Annotated in this window: 13 protein-coding genes; 5 read left to right on the top strand and 8 right to left on the bottom strand. The window is 36.1% G+C overall.

All coding sequences use genetic code 11. The features are described from left to right. Positions 1–202 precede the first annotated feature (202 nt). Positions 203–817, top strand: a complete 615-nt coding sequence (locus tag H6W53_RS05665; protein WP_185205164.1) for a 4'-phosphopantetheinyl transferase family protein — start codon at positions 203–205, stop codon at positions 815–817. Here the strand turns inward: H6W53_RS05665 and H6W53_RS05670 are convergent. The 3 genes from H6W53_RS05670 to porU form a co-directional block, all read right to left on the bottom strand. Continuing rightward, positions 798–3,080: an FUSC family protein gene (locus H6W53_RS05670; RefSeq protein WP_185205165.1), complete on the bottom strand. Its 2,283-nt coding sequence runs from the start codon at positions 3,078–3,080 to the stop codon at positions 798–800. The two genes, H6W53_RS05665 and H6W53_RS05670, sit on opposite strands and share 20 nt — an antisense overlap. 628 nt (positions 3,081–3,708) lie before the next feature. Continuing rightward, complete coding sequence (porV, locus tag H6W53_RS05675) at positions 3,709–4,872, bottom strand: type IX secretion system outer membrane channel protein PorV (RefSeq protein ID WP_116096499.1); 1,164 nt, start codon at positions 4,870–4,872, stop codon at positions 3,709–3,711. 60 nt (positions 4,873–4,932) lie between these two features. Beyond that, on the bottom strand, positions 4,933–8,829 hold the full coding sequence (gene porU / locus H6W53_RS05680) for a type IX secretion system sortase PorU (protein ID WP_185205166.1): 3,897 nt from the start codon (positions 8,827–8,829) through the stop codon (positions 4,933–4,935). Positions 8,830–8,993: 164 nt separating this feature from the next. Between porU and gldJ the strand changes: the two genes are divergently transcribed. After that, positions 8,994–10,589: a gliding motility lipoprotein GldJ gene (gldJ, locus tag H6W53_RS05685; RefSeq protein WP_185205167.1), complete on the top strand. Its 1,596-nt coding sequence runs from the start codon at positions 8,994–8,996 to the stop codon at positions 10,587–10,589. Between the two features lie 64 nt (positions 10,590–10,653). Then, a complete protein-coding gene (locus H6W53_RS05690; protein WP_185205168.1) occupies positions 10,654–11,925 on the top strand; it encodes a UDP-N-acetylmuramoyl-tripeptide--D-alanyl-D-alanine ligase in 1,272 nt (423 codons plus the stop codon). Here H6W53_RS05690 and H6W53_RS05695 read toward each other — a convergent pair. Further along, positions 11,918–12,529: an NUDIX hydrolase gene (locus H6W53_RS05695; protein WP_185205169.1), complete on the bottom strand. Its 612-nt coding sequence runs from the start codon at positions 12,527–12,529 to the stop codon at positions 11,918–11,920. The two genes, H6W53_RS05690 and H6W53_RS05695, sit on opposite strands and share 8 nt — an antisense overlap. A 40-nt stretch (positions 12,530–12,569) precedes the next feature. Between H6W53_RS05695 and H6W53_RS05700 the strand changes: the two genes are divergently transcribed. Continuing rightward, positions 12,570–12,959, top strand: a complete 390-nt coding sequence (locus H6W53_RS05700; RefSeq protein WP_116096489.1) for an SRPBCC family protein — start codon at positions 12,570–12,572, stop codon at positions 12,957–12,959. Positions 12,960–12,995: 36 nt separating this feature from the next. On the opposite strand, the gene H6W53_RS05705 is transcribed toward H6W53_RS05700, so the two are convergent. Genes H6W53_RS05705 through H6W53_RS05715 form a run of 3 tightly spaced genes read right to left on the bottom strand, consistent with a single transcriptional unit; the run spans position 12,996 to position 15,922 of the window. Beyond that, complete coding sequence (locus H6W53_RS05705; RefSeq protein ID WP_185205170.1) at positions 12,996–14,039, bottom strand: anhydro-N-acetylmuramic acid kinase; 1,044 nt, start codon at positions 14,037–14,039, stop codon at positions 12,996–12,998. Between the two features lie 4 nt (positions 14,040–14,043). Then, positions 14,044–14,637 carry an LPS export ABC transporter periplasmic protein LptC gene (gene lptC / locus H6W53_RS05710; RefSeq protein ID WP_185205171.1) on the bottom strand — a complete coding sequence of 198 codons (594 nt, stop codon included), beginning with the start codon at positions 14,635–14,637 and terminating at the stop codon, positions 14,044–14,046. Position 14,638: 1 nt separating this feature from the next. After that, positions 14,639–15,922, bottom strand: coding sequence for a hypothetical protein (locus tag H6W53_RS05715; RefSeq protein ID WP_087711379.1), 1,284 nt, complete (start codon positions 15,920–15,922; stop codon positions 14,639–14,641). 255 nt (positions 15,923–16,177) lie between these two features. Here H6W53_RS05715 and H6W53_RS05720 point away from each other — a divergent pair, with 255 nt between their 5' ends. Further along, positions 16,178–17,293: an ATP-binding protein gene (locus H6W53_RS05720; protein WP_185205172.1), complete on the top strand. Its 1,116-nt coding sequence runs from the start codon at positions 16,178–16,180 to the stop codon at positions 17,291–17,293. A 36-nt stretch (positions 17,294–17,329) separates the two neighbouring features. Here the strand turns inward: H6W53_RS05720 and H6W53_RS05725 are convergent, their stop codons facing one another. Next, the gene (locus H6W53_RS05725) at positions 17,330–17,554 is read right to left on the bottom strand and encodes a hypothetical protein (protein WP_185205173.1); all 225 of its coding nucleotides are present in this window, start codon (positions 17,552–17,554) and stop codon (positions 17,330–17,332) included. Positions 17,555–17,619: the final 65 nt, after the last annotated feature.

A 17,619-nucleotide genomic window follows, 5' to 3' on the forward strand; every position in this document is an offset into this window, starting at 1 on the left:
TACAATTAATAATTTAGATAAAAAAACGCTGTTCCCTCAAGAAATATATGATATTAAGCATATTATAACGATTTTTATTGCATTTTAGATAACAACATTTAAGATAATAGATAATATAAATCTGAATTTAATAATTTTGAATACTTCTGAATTCAAAATACGATTCATAAGAAATTGTTATTTTAGCAAAATAATTCAATACATGCCACTTTACCGCGATTTTTCTGATGATAATGCTACAATTCTCGTATGGAAATATGATGAAGATGAAACACTGGATATTCATGAACTTCTGGAACCCGAAAATGCCGATAAAGTAAAAGATTATCATCCCAAAAAATTACTGGAGGTTTTAATGGTGCGTAAATTATTAAAAAGTCTAAAACCTGATTCCAAGATTTTATATAAAGAAAGAGAACCATTTTTATCTCCAAAAGATGCGGAAATATCCATTACGCATTCATTTCCTTTCGCAGCCATCGCTATTTCAAAAAATAAAATAGGAATAGATATTGAGAAATTTAATCCCAAAATTTTAAGGGTAATCGATAAATTTACCTACGAAAATGAACGCGGGTTTATTCCATCAGACAATGAAGTGACTTTTTACACGATTATCTGGAGCGTTAAAGAAAGTATGTATAAAATTCATCATTCCAAACACTGGTCGCTGAAAAAGCATTATGAAGTGAAGCCTTTTGAACTGAAGTATCTTCATCACATCAAATGCAAGGTTCATGATGATAAAATCTCAGATGAATTTAAAGCAAGGGTTGAATTTTTCGATGATTACTGCTTTACGATTGTTGAAGAATAGGATTGTCTTTTTCAACAGAATCCGTTTCATTCCGGTATTTTTCAATGACTTTTCGCTGTTCTTTGGCAACGTCAAAAATCAGTTCCAGAACATCGTGAATATTTTTTAGCTCCGTTAAATGCGAAATTTTGTTCGGATCTCTCAAATCATAGGCTTCATTTTCTGTAAGCTCGGTTTTTCGCTTTAAAATTAGATCTTCCAAAGAGGAATCTTCAGGTTCTATGCGGCTTTCCTTTTTTAATTCTTCGGTTATAGTATCTCCATGTAAAAGAATGGAAACTTTCTGCATTTCGGCTTCTATTTTTCGGCTCCAGCTTTCGGCGTCAATTTCAGGATACTTTTCGTCATCCTTTACATATTGGGAAAGGGAAGCGGTATAGGCGGTGATAAGGTGTGAAGTCGCTACAAACTGATGCACTACTTCCAGTTTTTTCTGCTGATTTTTAGGATCGGAAATCATTCTCTGAAAATTGTCAGAAAGATTTGCCAGTGAAATAATGGCATTTTTGCGCTTTACTTTATAATCTTCAAGATCATATTTTTCTTCCAGAAACTTGGAAATCACACTCTGGAAATAGCTGAGATTGGCTTCCGCAGATTTCTTCATCAGATCGAGATTTTGGGTGTGTTCCCAAACCGGAAGAACGATATAAGCAACCAAAGAAGTAATTATTGCTGCAATGATGGTGTCTAAAATTCTGTCTTTAAAAATTACGTTCACATTTCCCGGACTTAAAAAGTTAAAGCTCAGAAAAATATAAATCGTCATAAACAGAACAGCCCAGAAATATTTGCCCTTCAGAAAGCTGAAACACATAATCATGCTTAATAAAAGAATGGTAAATAAAATTTCGTTAATGTGGATGAAATGCAGAATTCCATAGGCAATTACAGCTCCGGCAACAGTTCCGTATAAACGGAGCAGATTTCTCTGTTTGGTAATGGAGTAGGCGGGTTTTAAGATCGCAACAATGGTAATTAAAATCCAATAGGTGTGTCCGATTCCTAAAAACTGGAATAATGAAAATAGGTATCCCAATAATAACGCAATCGTAATTCTCAAAGCATGTCTGAAATGAGATGACGAAAGTGAAATATTGTTTCTTAAAACTCTGAAATTCAGTTTTTCCTCATTGGGCATGAATTTTTTAAGATCCAGACCAGTGGAAAGACTTTTTGCAAGCTTTACATTCTGGGAGAAAACTTTATAAATCTCATCAATTTCTTTGGTGATTTCGTTAATGCGCATCAAAATCTGGCGCAGCACCATGAAGTTTTCGAAGTTTTCGGGAGATATTTTTTTGTTTCTGAGATCGAAATAATTATGATTTAAATTACTCAGCTCTGTATCTAAATTAAATAACGGTTTTGCTTTTGTCCCTATTTGCAGGGCGATTCCGATGTTGGTAATTTCTTCGGCAAGCAGATTAAGATAATCATGAATATCCACAAGAATAGTGGTGTCGTCAAAAATCTGCTGCAATTTCTGATAATCGCTTTCTGAAGTCATCAGTTTTTCATGAAGATCCATAGAATTCAGAAACATCAACATCAGTAAACGGCTTGTTGTGGTAGATTCGTTTACGATGGTTCTCGTCTTGAAAACCGTTTCTCTGGTTTCTTCCTGAAGGTTCTTGATCTCGATCTGTTTGGCGATAACCTGAGTAGTCAGTTTGTCGAAATCCGGATTTTTCTGGTAATAATTGGCTTTGATTTTTAAAAATTCGGCTAACTGAAGATAATTTTCTCCAATCATCTGACTTGCCAGTTTGTAAGGCTGAATGGTCGTTACGACAAGAAATATCAACAAAAACCAAGTACATCCTGAAGCAAAAATCAGTAAACTTTTGAAAATATTGGTTCCGGTTAAATGTCCGTCGATAAAAATGGCAAGAACAACCAATGATAAAGAACCAACGGCAGCTAATCTCTGTCCGTAAACTCCGATCAGGGAAAAGAACATTCCAAAAACTATAATTTCTGCAAAAACCAGAATTTTAAAGTTCATCACAAGGCTTGCAACCGTTGCAACGAATACAAAGCAGAATATGGCAAAAGTTAATGCATTTCTTCTTCTGATGAAAGGTCCCGGCTGATCTGTTAAGGCAACAAAACTGGTTCCGAGCGGAAAAAGAAAATATTCTTTCAAAATCCCGAAGTGGGCGAGAACCAGACAGGGCAGAACAGTAGCCAGTGTAATCCTGATCGCAGAATATACATATTGACTGGTTACGAATTTTTTGAGTTCTGCAGAGTAGTTCATGCTACAAAAATAAGAGTTAAATGTGAATTGTGCGTTTTACTTTATGCGGTAATTATTAAATTTTTGAAAAATCTCAAGATGTAAATCGCCAATTTACTTTATCAGTTAAATATGAATTTTTCTTCTATTTGAATATCCGTTAAACAACCTATTACTTTGCACTGATATGAAAATCAATTATTTATAACAGGCACTTCGACAAGCTCAGTGTGACACCTCTAATACTAAACGCTTGATTTCTAGCGATGTCAAGCTGAGCCTGTCGAAGCTTTAGGTTAATAAACGGACAATAAAATTCTTCTATGAGCTTTTTAATTCCCCTCCTTTGGAGGGGTGGCAAAAATTCGTAAGAATTTTAGACGGGGTGGTCTTTATATATCCAATATGTATTATAGTATGAGCTTGTCATTATTCCGAAATATTGAAATCACCTACAAAAACCTAGCCGGGATAGCAGCGGTTACCCCACAGCAGAAATGGAAAAGAGGAGGGAGTGAAATTGGCGGGCATAGGAGAGGAGCGAGGAGTATGAGCGGATAGCACGAAAAAGCTCCTTAAAATAAATAGAGTTATAAAAAAACAAAAAGTCCCATAAATTATGAGACTTTTGTTTGGTATGTTTAAGATTTTAATTATCTACGTTTGAGGTTTCATCACCAATGTTCCATGTAAGTCCGAAACGAAGGGTGTTATCCAAAGCGGTATTAATTTTAGACATATTGATGAGGTAAGAAACGTCCAGACCGAAAGAACGGTACTTTAATCCGATACCTGCAGTTGCAAACTGTCTTGCTCCCTGTTCTTCACTTTCGTGGAAGTAACCTGTTCTTACAGAGAATGCATTGTCATAAGAATATTCTAATGCACCGCTCATCATGATGGAATTTTTGTTTTTGAAGGATTTTCCGATTCCTGCCATTACACCAACGTTCGGAACCTGATAGATCGGCTGTCTTGTATTCGGGTCTATTCCTGCATATTCCGAGCCCGGAACTAAGATTTTTGAACCTTCAAAGCTTAATCCCACTCTGTTCATATCATCAAGATACATATCATAACCAAGTCCTAATCTAGCCATAGTTGGAAGGTAAGATCTGGAATCTTCGTTTCCTGTGTAATCCAGCTTCGGACCTAAGTTCTGAACCGCAAAACCGGCGTTGATTTTTCCGTCCATTCCTCCTAAACTTGAAAATCTCGGAGAGGTATAATATCCTGAAACATCTACCGCAAAAGAGTTTGCAGGTTTAAGCGTTGTATCTGTGTTGAATCCTCCGGCTAAGTCTGAACGGATGTATCTTCCGGTAACCGCCATTGAATATGAATCGGATAGTTTAAGACCGTAAGCTACGTCGATGGAAAATTCGTTTGGTTTTGAGGTTCCCATGGATGTTACTTCGTTTCCTACTAACTGAGTAAGGTCTACTTCTCCCATATTGAAGTAATAAATACTTGCAGAGATGGTAGATCTTTCTTCCTGCCCTAAGAATTTGTGGAAGGCTCCGTATAATAAAAACACATCATTGGTAAGTTTTCCCATGTAAGGCGTGTAGTTTAACCCTACGGAAGAACTTGATCTGCTGAAAGGATATTTCGCTGCATTCCAGAATTGTGAAAAAGCATCCGGCGAGGTTACCACACCCTGATCTCCCATACCTCCGGCTCTTGCATCTGGTGCGATTCTTAAGAAAGGAGCTCCGGTTAATACAGGTCTTACCAGGCTTAAATCTTGAGAATAGCCTAAAAAACCAGCACTTAACCCAATTCCTAAAAGCAGTTTAGTAGTTAAATTCATATGTTGTCTTTTATATATTATCAGTTTTTTGTTAATATTATTACTGTTATCGTTTTAAATTTATTTCAAAAGTACCATTTTTTCTACAGCTGTAGCACTTCCTTTGCATTTTTCTTGATTTTGACTTTTTGCAAATATCTTAAAAATATACGTACCTTTTGCTACTGTTGCCCCAAAATCGTCTCTTCCGTCCCATTCTATTGCCTGACGTGGCGTTCTAAAGCCCTGTAGGAAAGGTTCTGCAACCACAGGCTGTGATAAAGTTCTTACCAATTTTCCTGTAATTGTATAAATCTGAACGTTTACATCCAGAATATCGTCGCAATTATGCTCAAACTGAACATACGTTTTGTTCGTAAACGGATTCGGCCAGTTCAGAGGTCGGTTAATTACCAAATGCTGATCCGCTTCATCCTTAACTTCAAAATTTAACGTAGCAGTTGTAGAATTATTGTTTATGTCCCAAACTTTAAATGTTAACTGGTGTTGTCCCACCGCAAGATTTCTGAAAGGATAGGTTACATTTCCTTTCTGATAGTCTGCTAAACTAGGGCTTAAACATCCGTTTCCTTCACCTGAAGCATAAAAATCATTCAGTACAATTGTATTGATAATTTGTCCGTCCAAATATACTGTAATATCATGACCAATACCAGAACCTGTGGAATTAATTCCTGTATCATCCGTAACGCAAGCCAGTAACATCGGGTTCTGGTCTGTGATACCGCCGTCTGCGAAGTTGGTATTGTTCATATACAGTTTTACTTTTGGCGGTTCGTTATCATTAATTCCGTTCGGATTGATATCACCCACCTGAACCGGCTGGTTGTTGAATACATCAGAAGATTTATTATCTGCATATCCTAAAATTCTGCCTGTACCCACTGCGTAGTTGATGTCTTTCGGAACATAAAATTCTACAGTGAAAACTCCGTTTACAGCGGTTCCGGAAGCTTTTACAATTGCACTTCCTTCCTCGGTGTACTGAAGAACCGGAGTTAATCCTCCGTCGTTATTCAATGTAGTTTTATTTAATCTTTTATCAAAAATATTAATGACTACTCTTCCGTTAAACGTTGTGTTTACCGTTCCGTTCGGATTATTGATGTGTCCTTTTACTTTTACAAAATCCAATCCTCTGATTAATCCCGGAACCGGAGTCTCAATATTATCAATAACCAATAATCTTTTAGGTCTGCTCAGTTTCATTGCAGGATCTCCTAATAGATTAACCTTTAAATGTTCTGAAGAAGCTCCTCTCTGTTTTTTTGCATTCAGATGGGCATATCCTAAAGTATCGAAATCATCGTTGGTAAGTTTAAAGATATTTTGCGTAAAAAGGTTGGTAAAGTCTACTCCATAACCTACGTCGATTGCACGGCTAGAAGTAATCATCGTTGCAGGACCTCCCTGCTTAAGCTTCATAAACTGTTCTCCTGCAGAAGAAACGTCAGGATCATCCCAAAGCGTGAACTCACAGGTAATTGTTGATACAAACGGAAATCTGCTGTACACATTAGAGAAATTATTTGCATTCTGAATTTCAGATAATGTTAAAACTCTTTCCTGTGCCCATCCGTTGATTCCTCCGTGTCCGAAATAGAAAAGATAAAGGCTGTTTCCGATATCATTGGAGATCGCCTGGTTTACCTGAGGATATCTTTGTCCTCCCGCTGTACTTTGTGCCTGAAAAGCATCAAGGTAAAGTTTTCTTACGTTATACTCTTTAAGAGTCGTATTATTTTGTTCAAAAACCGTTACCAGAGAATTATTCATTACGGTATGGAAAGGGGGACCTCCGTCGTTATCATCATCCACAACAAAATCCAGTTTCATTTTCCATTCCCCGAAAGGCGTAGACTGACCGGATAAACTGTTATAATAAGCTAAAGTTTTATCAATCATAATAGAAGCTTCCGTTGCATTGGCAGCCGGAATTCTTCCCACAGGAAGATCGGGTAGATTAAAATCGATGTAGCTTACCGTCTGTGGTTTCGTCATCACGATATAATCATCGGTGACGAATGATCTTATCACATCCTGAGAAATTTCACTATGATAGCTAGATACGATATTGTTATTACCCGGGATTCTGTTCTTATAATCAAATGAAGTATCTCCTAAAATAAATACATATTTTAGGGTTCCGAGTGGAGTATTCAGCTTCGTTACAAAATCTCTGATCGCCGTAAGATCTTTGCTGCCGCTTCCGAATTCATTATAGATTTTTTCCGTATCTACCACCTGTACATTATAATTGTTTTTGGTCTGGTGATAGTTGGCAATTCTTTGTGCCTGTCCCAGCATTTCAGGAGTGGTGATAATTAAATAATCTACATTTTGTAATGCTGAGATATTCTGGTTATTAATTCTTCCTACAAATGAAGGACTGAATGCCGCATCCGCTCTGAAAGCTACAAATTCATTATTGAAGTTCAGATTAGATGCTGTATAAGCAAAATTAAATGATGCACTTCCTGCTGCTTTATTTACTCTTCTGTTAGCGTTGGTAATATCCGTAACGTCCCAGATCTGCTCTGCCGCAGAAGCGTTGGAAAGACTGAAACCATAAGTGGTATTGCTTCCGGTAACCAGAGAAAAATCACGGAAACTCATCTGAGTACCGTTGAAACTTAAATTATCTTTATACTGTACCTCAAAATAATCCGGATAGAAAGTTCCGTTCGGATTCAGGGTAATATCAGGTTTCATATTGATAGTAATCTGATTTCCGCTTAATCCGGATATGACTCCCGAATAATTCATAGGATAAAATTCATACGTTGAACTCAGATCCGGAGTAGGAACTGTAAAAGGAATCGGATTTTGATTATTGATGTTATAAAGCAATTTGTTCTTTTGAGATTTATAGCCAATAACCTGTGCTTTATATCGGATATCATCACCAGACTGAATAGGGGAGGCTGTCGTAAAAGTAACCGTTTTGTCTGTTACAAAAGGAGTATCTTCCACCCATGTTCTTCCCACTCTCATCAGGTTTTTCTGGTCTACATTAATTACCTGATAATTATCAAATCGTGTGATAAGCGGAGTAGCAGGTAAATTAACATCTACCGGCTGAACTCTTTTTCCGGGACCTTTATCGAAATTGATGAAGTAATAGGAATAATCTTCATAAATATTCTTCAGGTTTTCACTCGGATATGTTCTGGATTCTGTTCTTTTAACTCCGTTTCCGTTCGAGTTATTATATAAATTGTAGCCATTCGGACCCTGTGCGTAGAATAAAGCATAATCATTATCATTCCATACACCGTCGTCTTCTCCCACTACCTGAATCGCGTTTTCCTGAAGAGCACTGTATCTTGCGTCCTGATTGTTTTCAGGAAGCATGATTCCGCCGTTTCCGTAAATTCTGAAATTTTTAGGATTTACAGAAGAAGGATTGATGCCGTTATCCTGCAAAAACTGTCGGGTTATTTTAAATATTCCGGATTTATCAACTCTTATTTTATAAAAAGTTCCTGATGATAAAGGATTATTTGTAGTTCCTAATTTTAAGGTATTTCCAAAACTGTTGGAAACATTCGTCTCCGAAAGTTCAAATGAAGACAATCTTTGGATTTGCCCTTTTACATTTTTAAAAAGAGACACATTGGCGCTTGCATATCTTACTCCGTCCGCATTATAATAAACCACATCTTTTATCTCCTGATCCGTAATAAGATCCTTGCTTAATGAAAACAACTCCCTTGCAGAAACATTTTCCCAGACAGGATTAGAAACTTTTAACTGGTTTTCGCCAACTTGTTGTTTAGTTGTGATAAAAATGTTATTTTGGCTGAATAAAAATCCCTGATTTTTAAAATTTGGGAGATTGAGTTTTGTCTCACCAAAGTCTCGAATTTTAGCACCATCCCATTCGATAGTGATCCTTTGAGCCCAAAGTGTTGATACAAAGCTTAGTAAGAATAATAGAGAAATTTTTTGTTTCATGTTTACTATTGAAATTTCTGAATTACAAAATAAATGAAAATTTTATAATTAAATTGTGATACAATAAAATTAATTTGTTAACGTTTTTCAAAAAAATCAACTCTTTACTTGATTTATTGAATAATTTATTTTTTCTTTGTACTTTGAAAATATTTATATCGACTATGAAAAAACTAAAGTTGTTTTCATTAATAGCATTAAGTTCTACACTTGCATTAACCAGTTGCGGAGGATCTAATAATGGCGGCGGTACTAAAAAATTTGTCAGCAAAACAGGTTGGAAACCAAACGAGAAACAAGGTTGGTTTTTTGCAGGAAAGCAACAAAAACAAAAAGGTTGGCCGGGAATGGTATATGTAGAAGGTGGAACTTTTACAATGGGATTAGTGAAAGATGATGTTATGCACGATTGGAATAACTCGCCTCGCAGAATGCAGGTAAGTTCATTCTTCATCGGGGAAACTGAAATTACTAACTACGAATACCGCGAATACCTTACATGGTTGAAGTACGTATTCCCACCAAGCGATCCAAGCTTTAAGGAGATCTACAACGGTGCGTTGCCGGATACCTTATTGTGGGACAACAAATTATCTAGAAATGACTACAACGAGACGTATTTCCGTGCTCCTGAATTCGATTACTATCCTGTAGTAGGAGTGTCTTGGACTCAGGCAAACAGATACTGCGAATGGTTGTCAGACAGAGCGAACGAGAAAGCTTTAATGCAAGCCGGTATCATTGCGAAAGATTTGTATATCAACGAATCTAATAACCAAGGTGGAACAGCATTCAACATGGATAAATTCAAATCGAATGATCCTGAAATGCAAGGTTACATCAATGAAAAAAGAATGCAGCAGAAAACAGGTTTGAAAACTACAAACCAGAGATTGTTAGCTGCAAACAGAGCTCCGAACGCTGCAATGGTAACGAAGTTCAGACTTCCTACAGAAGTTGAATGGGAATATGCAGCTTTAGGTATGGCTAAAAACAGAGAGTACAATCAGTATATGGGTAAAAAACCTGAAATTGAAAAACTGAGAGGTACTAAAGGAAGAGAAAAAGGAATGTTCCTTGAAAACTTCAAAATGGGAACAGGAGATTACTCAGGTATTGCTGGCTGGAAAAACGACGGTTCTGCAAGAACTTCAGACGTAAGACAATTCCCTTCTAACGATTTAGGAATCTACGGAATGTACGGTAACGTTGCAGAATGGACTGCCGATGTTTACAGACCAATCATTGATGAAGATTTCAGTGACTTCAACTACTACAGAGGAAATATGCCGCAGGCTATCGTAAGAAACGGAGACGGAACTTACAAAATGGTAGACGAAAGCAGCATTAAATATGATACTTTAGCTGACGGAAGATTAGTTTACAGAAACTTGCCGGGTCAGTACGAAAGAGAAACAATCGCAGATTACAGAAACTACAGAGATGGTGACAGAATGTCTTCTTTAGAATACAGAACTGCATCAGATTCTGCTACTTCTTACGATATGTACAACTCTCCGAAATCTAGATTTATTGTAGATGCTCAGGGTAAAGTAGTATTGCAAAAAGACAGAAAAGAAAGAACTTCTGCTGTTACTAATGATGTAAGAGTTGTAAAAGGAGGTTCTTGGCAGGATACTGCATACTGGTTGGATCCGGGACAGAGAAGATACAAGTCTCAGGATAAAGCTTACGGATGGATTGGATTCCGTGTAGCTCAGGATGCGAGAGCCAACGAAAAAGGTAGAACAAGAAGATAATATTTATCAAAATAATTTTCAAAAAACCCTCTGGAATTCTGGAGGGTTTTTTTATTTTTGAACTATGAATACAGAACAGTTTTATCCGCTATTTTTACAGGCAGAAAAAGTTACCATCGACAGCCGAAAAGTCGGAAAGAATGATATTTTCTTTGCTTTTTCAGGAGAAAATTTCAATGCAGCAACGTTGGCTGAACAGGCAGTTGAAAATGGCGCTTTAGCCGTAATTGTTGAACAGCAGGAATTTGAAAATAAAGAAAAAAATATTTTCTTCGTTCATTCTACACTTGAGTTTTTGCAGCAGCTTGCCATTTATCACAGAAAACAATTGCAGATTCCTGTGATCGGTTTAACCGGGAGCAATGGAAAAACCACTACAAAAGAAATCATTCATGCTGTTCTTTCCGAAAAATTTAATGTACAATATACTTCCGGAAATCTTAATAATCACATCGGAGTTCCTTTAACTCTTCTTTCCATTAAACCGGAACATGAAATGGCGGTTATTGAAATGGGAGCCAATCATCAAAAAGAAATTGCTCTTTTAAGTTCCATTTCTCAGCCGGATTTCGGATATATTACCAACTTCGGAAAGGCACATCTGGAAGGTTTCGGAGGATACGAAGGAGTAATTAAAGGAAAATCTGAACTGTATGATTATCTTAAAGATCATAAAAAAACGATCATTGTTAACGAAAATGATCCTGTTCAGGTTGAAAAAACTGAAAATTATTCACCAAAAATTACTTTCGGAAAAGAAGATTCAGATTATCAGTTTGAATTATTTTCAGAAGAAAACTTTGTAGGTCTCAAATATAAAGATAAGAAAGCAGTTTCAAAGCTTACCGGAGAATATAATTTCACCAACCTTTGTGCAGCGGCAAGTTTAGGTCTTTACTTCGGAATCGATTTTGAGAACATTAAAAATGCCATCCAAAATTACACACCCACCAATATGCGTTCCCAAATTGTGAAAAAAGAAGGGAAAACATTGGTTTTGGATACCTATAATGCCAATCCGAGTTCTATGACTGCTTCTTTGTACAATTTCATCACCTTTGAAGGTTCAAAAACGATTATTATAGGCGATATGTTGGAATTGGGAGAGGAAAGCGAAAAAGAACATCAAAATATTTTAAAACTGGCTCAGGAATTAGGCTTTGATCAGATCATCACCGTCGGAAAGAATTTTAAAAAGGTAAATTCTACAGAAACTGCGTTTGAAAACACAGCCGAACTAACAGAATATTTAAAACTTAATAAAATTCTTTCAGAAAACATATTATTAAAAGCCTCCAGAGGAATTGCTCTTGAAAAATCGATTGACTTTATTTAGCCTTCGTATTCCAGAATTCTTTTACAATCAGCTTAATATTTTTAAATGTGCTTGGGAAAACCTCATCTTCGATCTGAGTGGTGTTTTTCCAGGCAACCTCCGTAATCCCTTCTTCAATCTGAGGTTTTGAGGTATCTTCACCATCGAAATTCATTTCAAACCAGTGCGTACATTTTAAGACTTTATCGCCGTTTCTTTCAATGTAAATATGATAAGTTGTATTGATAAACCTTACCAGTTCTACATTAGAAAGTCCGGTTTCTTCTTCAATTTCACGTACAGCAGACTCTTCACGCGATTCTCCTTTCTCCATTTTGCCTTTCGGAAGATCCCATTTTCCTAATCTTTTAATGAAAAGAATTTCACCTTCAGGATTATTTACAATTCCTCCCGCAGCTTCGATAATTCTGAACAGCTTTTGAAATTCTGCCCATATTTCATCGATATTCTCGCCGAAAACATTCAATTCTTTCACCGATGTATTTTCCAGAAGATCCAACGCGATTTCCAGGCTTGTGACGTTTTCGTATCCAAGCGTTTTTTCTAAGTTTTCAGATTGCTTAGACAACAATAATTTTTTTTCGTTCACAAAAACTTTATACATATATTTGTAAGAATTAAGAATTTAAATACAAAAATAAAAAATGAATTTAGAAGGACGAAAGATTATTGTTAATAAATCATCTAAAGACTTGGTAGAAATCCTGAAATCGCCGGAAAATTACAAAGATTTCATGCCGGACGGTCTTCAGAAATTTGAAACGAGAGAAGATGGATTTAAATTCGGGTTACAGGGAATGCCGGAAATTGCTCTGAAAATTGATGAAGTAACCGATGAAAAAGCAGTGTTGAAGTCTGCAAGTTCAAGCTTAGATTTTTCTTTAACAGCGGCTTTAAACCCTCTAAATGAAAATCAGACCGAAGTTCAGATGCTGTTTGAAGGAAAATTCAACCCGTTTATTAAAATGATGGTAGAAAAACCTCTTCAGAATTTCATTAATACACTTACCGATAAGATCGAAGTTTACAAATAAAACGAAAACCTTCAGCAATGAAGGTTTTTTTATGCTTCAAACAATGATTCCCGAACTGTGGTCACGGGAACTTCCCGTCGCAGAAGAAAGAACATTGATTTCATTGTTGTATCTTAAAACTCCCATAAATGCAAAGATTAAAGCCTCTTTGAAATCAATAATCTCTTTTTCAGGAATAATAATTTCAGCATTGGTTTTGGCTTTTAACTTTTCAATTAAATATTGATTATACGTTCCGCCACCTGTGAAAAGTACTCTTTTTAACTTATAAATATTGAAAATTTTAGAAATCTGTTCTGCAGTATGCTCTGTAAAGGTTGCCATTATATCTGCCGTTTCAATATCTCCAAAAAGAGGAAAAATATTCTCGTTACACCATTCAATTCCCAATGATTTTGGATGAGACTGGCTGTAAAAATCCAGCGAATTTAATTTAGACAGTAAGTCTTCATTAATTTTTCCTGTTCTCGCTAAATCACCGTTTTCATCGAAATTTTTATTGAATTTCTGAGCTAATTTATTCAGAATAATATTGACTGGGGCAATATCGAAGGCAATTCTTCTGTTTTGAATCTTCATTGAAACATTAGAAAAACCACCTAGATTCAGACAGGCATCGTATTCCGAAAACAATAATTCGTCGCCAATCGGGACAAGCGGAGCGCCGTTTCCGCCCATCAAAACATCCTGACTTCTGAAATCGTAAATTACTGAAACATTATTTTCTAAATTGATTGCTCTTCCGTCGCCGATCTGTAAAGTAAATTTTTTCTGAGGCTGATGAAAAACCGTATGACCGTGAGAAGCGATGAGATCAACTGTTTTTATCTGATGCTTTTCAATAAAACTTTTAACCGATTTTCCTAAATAAAAACCGTATTCTGAGTTCAGTTCAAGCAGTTCTTCTGCAGAAAGATAAATAGATTTTCTAAGCTTATCTTCCCGGCTTTTAGAGTAGGGAAGTGTTTCTGCTTTCAGTATTTTGAATGTCCATTCATCCTGTTTTTCAAATCTGGCAAAACAGATATCCAGTCCGTCTAAACTTGTTCCGGACATCAATCCGACCGCATGGAAAACCATTTGATTATTTTTTGTTTTGAGATATTTCAGGCGCCGCAAAATCCCCTGAATTCTGGAAGAAAACATATTCGGAAAAATCATCTTTTGCATGCATTCCGTGTGCGCCGATGAGCGTACTTCCGTCTTTTCTCGTTACATACACTGTATCTTTGGTGTAGATATTCTTCTTTACCTGATCCCAGTAAATGCTCTGCATGGCAAATTTATCGCCTTCATTAGTCGTAATTCTTACGTTTCCTTTCGCTTCGTAAAACTTTTTGTAATCGTAGAATTTAGCGTATTTTGCTTTAATTGTTCCGGGAATTTTTGGCTTTTTCTTGTCGAAAAACTGAATGTCAATTCCCTTCCTTGCAACCGTATAAGGACTGTCGATCAGCTCATATTTTTCAATGATCGGAGCTTTTGCCCTCATCGTCACAAACCCGGAATCTCTCTGGATGATATTTGCATTATTAATGATCTGTGAAGGGAAATTTTTGCTTTGTTTACCTTTATTTTTCGTAAGATCTTCTTCACAGGAAGTTATCACAAAAAATATAGCACAACTAAAAAGGTATGCTATATTTTTTTTATATGATATGTTTCTAAATAACTTCATTTTAGTTGTATAGAGTCTTTCTGAACCACTTATCCGCAAAATTGAAACCAACTCTCAGGTTTATAAAATTCTGATTGATCAGGTTATTTTTAGTAGTTCCTCTTTTTCCTACTTCAAGACCAAGTTCTAGACCGCTCATTCTCGTTATGCTGCTGTTTTTAAACGGAAGAAGAACTCCCCCGGAAATACCGAACTTATTAATGTTCTGCCCTGCAATCTGAAGATTTCCTTTCTCATAAAAGGCTCCGTATCTGTAAACGATTCTCGAAAAATAACTTCTGAAATTATTATAATTCGGTAAATACCAACCTCCGGCAGAAATTCTGTAAGAATCCTGAAGATCCAGCGTACTTCCGAAATAATTAATATTTTCCCCCTTTTTATAATCTCCCTGAAGAGAAACGAACCATCTGTTTTCTTCTCCATAACCTACCCCTAAAGAAGCCTGTAATGGCAAAAGATTTTTAGATTTTGTACTTTTCTGGTCGATAATGCTTTCATTACTTTTTACAGTAGCACCTGCATCAGAATAGAAATACGTACTGTTTACATAATCGGTCGTCATGTTACTCGTATTTCCGAAAGTAGTAGTAGCTCCGATCGTAAGTTTTTTGTCTGTACTTGTATTCAGGTTCTGGTAGCTAGCTCCTAAAGTAAAGTTGAAATTGTGGATGCTGTTTCTCGTTTCGTATCCGTTAATTAATTCTGCATTAGAATAAGCAAGTTCATTAAGGTCATAAAGATTCCCGAAATAATAATTTGCTCTTGCTCCAACAGCAAGTTTATCGTTCACTTTATATCCTAAAGCCATTTGTACCGTATTCAAAGTTCCGCTTCCTTTAAATCTGTTGGCTCTGATATTACCCGCAGAAAGCGTATCTCTGTGAATAATATCGTAGCTTTTTGAGCTGTACGGCTGATAAGAAATCCCCATCTTCAATTTTGGAGACAAAGGGAAAGCAATAGAAATATTAGATAAATACGTAGAATGTTTGGTAGACTTCGTATTATTATAGTTTGTTTTAAAGTAATTGTTTTCGTTGGTAGCTTCCAGCTTAATACTTGTAAGCTCGAAATTAGCATTGTTTGCAGGGTTTGCAAAATTGAAATTACTTGTAAAATCACTTATAAAAGCGGTAGATATACCTCCCATTGAGGTAGTTTCGATCGTATTATCATATTTTACATCTCCGATTCCGTAAGTTGCATAAGGTGAATTACTCAGGTTCTGCGCGTTAAGGAAATATCCAACTGATATCAATGATAGTACAAAGATTTTTTTCATTCTTTATTTTTAAAACAATGCGCAAATATCTTAAATATTAATGAATTGTAAAAATTATAAGAGGTTAAAGTTTGTTAAGGGGGATGAATAGCTATAATTATGATGAATTCTTAATTGTAAATTCGCTTTGGTTGTGAATTTTTATACATTATCAATACACTGCATGATAAAATTCACAATTCATTTGCAACGCAAAATTCACCTGCAAAGTAAAAATTCACATTCTGCGAATTACAAATTTCATATCTTTGAATCATGAATTGGGAGAACATTGCCGGACAGGAAAGTCTGAAAAAACTTCTTAGAGACAGTATCGCCGAAAACAGGGTAAGCCATGCCCAGCTTTTCGTCGGCAAAGAAGGATACGGAACATTGCCGATTGCTTTGGCGTATGCTAAAGAAATTCTGAGCAGTGAAAATCCTCACGCCGGTGCGAAAGTAGAGCATCTCAATCATTTGGATCTGCATTTCAGCTTTCCCGTTTTTACAGATAATAAAAACTCATTAAGCAAAAATAAATTTGATGAATTCAGGGAAATGATTCTTAAATCTCCGTATGCGGGATATGATGAATGGACGGCTGTTTTAGAATCCGAAAACAAGCAGCTTTTTATTTCGGCAGATGAAATTGATGAACAGAACCAGAAATTTTCTTTAAAAAGTTACGAAGGCGGAACTAAAATTCTCATTGTCTGGAGAGCAGATAAAATGAATGTCGCAGCATCCAACAAATTCCTGAAATTTTTAGAGGAACCTCCAGCGAAAACAATTATTTTGCTTACCGCAGAATCTACCAACGATATTTTACCAACCATTCTTTCCCGAACGCAGATTGTAGAGGTACCTAGAATAAACGATGAAGATCTGGAAATTTATCTGAAAAAAAATTATAATCTTTCAGAAGACAAGACAGGGGAGATCATCCATCAGGCTCAGGGAGACCTTAATGAAGCCTTAAAGCTTTTACAATCCGGAAACAAAACTGATGAGTTCGAAAAGCTTTTTGTTCAGTGGGTTCGTGATGCATTTATGGTAAAAAAGAAACCTGAATTTCTGCGAAGCATCATTCTTTGGGCAAGAGAAATTGCAGGCTGGAACCGGGAAAAGCAGAAAAACTTCTTAAACTATTGTTCCGAAATTTTCAGACTGGCTTTGCTGCAGAACTATCAGTCTGAGAATTTAGTCTATAAAAAGATTGATGCGAATGGCTTCAACTGGATGGGATTTTCAAAATTCATCAGCGGCGCGAATATTGAAAGCATTCTGGAAGAAATCAATACAGCCGATCTGCATTTAACCCGAAACGGAAATCCTAAAATTGTCTGGACGGATCTCGGGATAAAATTATCAAGATACATACATAAAAGCTAAATAAAAAACTCCGAAACGAATTCGGAGTTTTTTATTTTAAGCTGCTTTCTTTACTTTAGAAGCTTTTTTATCGGTCGTTTTAGAACTGTTTTCTGCTGTTTTGTGTTTAGCATCACAGTTTTTATGATCTCCACAGGCTTTTTTATCTTTTGTCGAGCATTCTTTCTTGTCTTTTCCTGCGCAGCATGCGCCTTTCGGAGTTTCCTGTGCAAAGTTGAAAGTGAATAAAGTGATGGCTAAAACAGAAATTATTTTTTTCATGATCTAAATTTTTAATTGAATCCAAATATAACAATTTTTCCATTCTGAGAACTTTAAGATTAAAA

Origin of the sequence: Chryseobacterium sp. C3 (assembly GCF_014218905.1) — a bacterium.
Classification (GTDB): Bacteria; Bacteroidota; Bacteroidia; order Flavobacteriales; family Weeksellaceae; genus Chryseobacterium; species Chryseobacterium mucoviscidosis.

Coding starts and splice junctions, on each gene's coding strand:
- H6W53_RS05665 (WP_185205164.1), top strand. CDS start 203: ATGCCACTTTACCGCGATTTTTCTGATGATAATGCTACAATTCTCGTA.
- H6W53_RS05670 (WP_185205165.1), bottom strand. CDS start 3,080: ATGAACTACTCTGCAGAACTCAAAAAATTCGTAACCAGTCAATATGTA.
- porV (WP_116096499.1), bottom strand. CDS start 4,872: ATGAATTTAACTACTAAACTGCTTTTAGGAATTGGGTTAAGTGCTGGT.
- porU (WP_185205166.1), bottom strand. CDS start 8,829: ATGAAACAAAAAATTTCTCTATTATTCTTACTAAGCTTTGTATCAACA.
- gldJ (WP_185205167.1), top strand. CDS start 8,994: ATGAAAAAACTAAAGTTGTTTTCATTAATAGCATTAAGTTCTACACTT.
- H6W53_RS05690 (WP_185205168.1), top strand. CDS start 10,654: ATGAATACAGAACAGTTTTATCCGCTATTTTTACAGGCAGAAAAAGTT.
- H6W53_RS05695 (WP_185205169.1), bottom strand. CDS start 12,529: ATGTATAAAGTTTTTGTGAACGAAAAAAAATTATTGTTGTCTAAGCAA.
- H6W53_RS05700 (WP_116096489.1), top strand. CDS start 12,570: ATGAATTTAGAAGGACGAAAGATTATTGTTAATAAATCATCTAAAGAC.
- H6W53_RS05705 (WP_185205170.1), bottom strand. CDS start 14,039: ATGGTTTTCCATGCGGTCGGATTGATGTCCGGAACAAGTTTAGACGGA.
- lptC (WP_185205171.1), bottom strand. CDS start 14,637: ATGAAGTTATTTAGAAACATATCATATAAAAAAAATATAGCATACCTT.
- H6W53_RS05715 (WP_087711379.1), bottom strand. CDS start 15,922: ATGAAAAAAATCTTTGTACTATCATTGATATCAGTTGGATATTTCCTT.
- H6W53_RS05720 (WP_185205172.1), top strand. CDS start 16,178: ATGAATTGGGAGAACATTGCCGGACAGGAAAGTCTGAAAAAACTTCTT.
- H6W53_RS05725 (WP_185205173.1), bottom strand. CDS start 17,554: ATGAAAAAAATAATTTCTGTTTTAGCCATCACTTTATTCACTTTCAAC.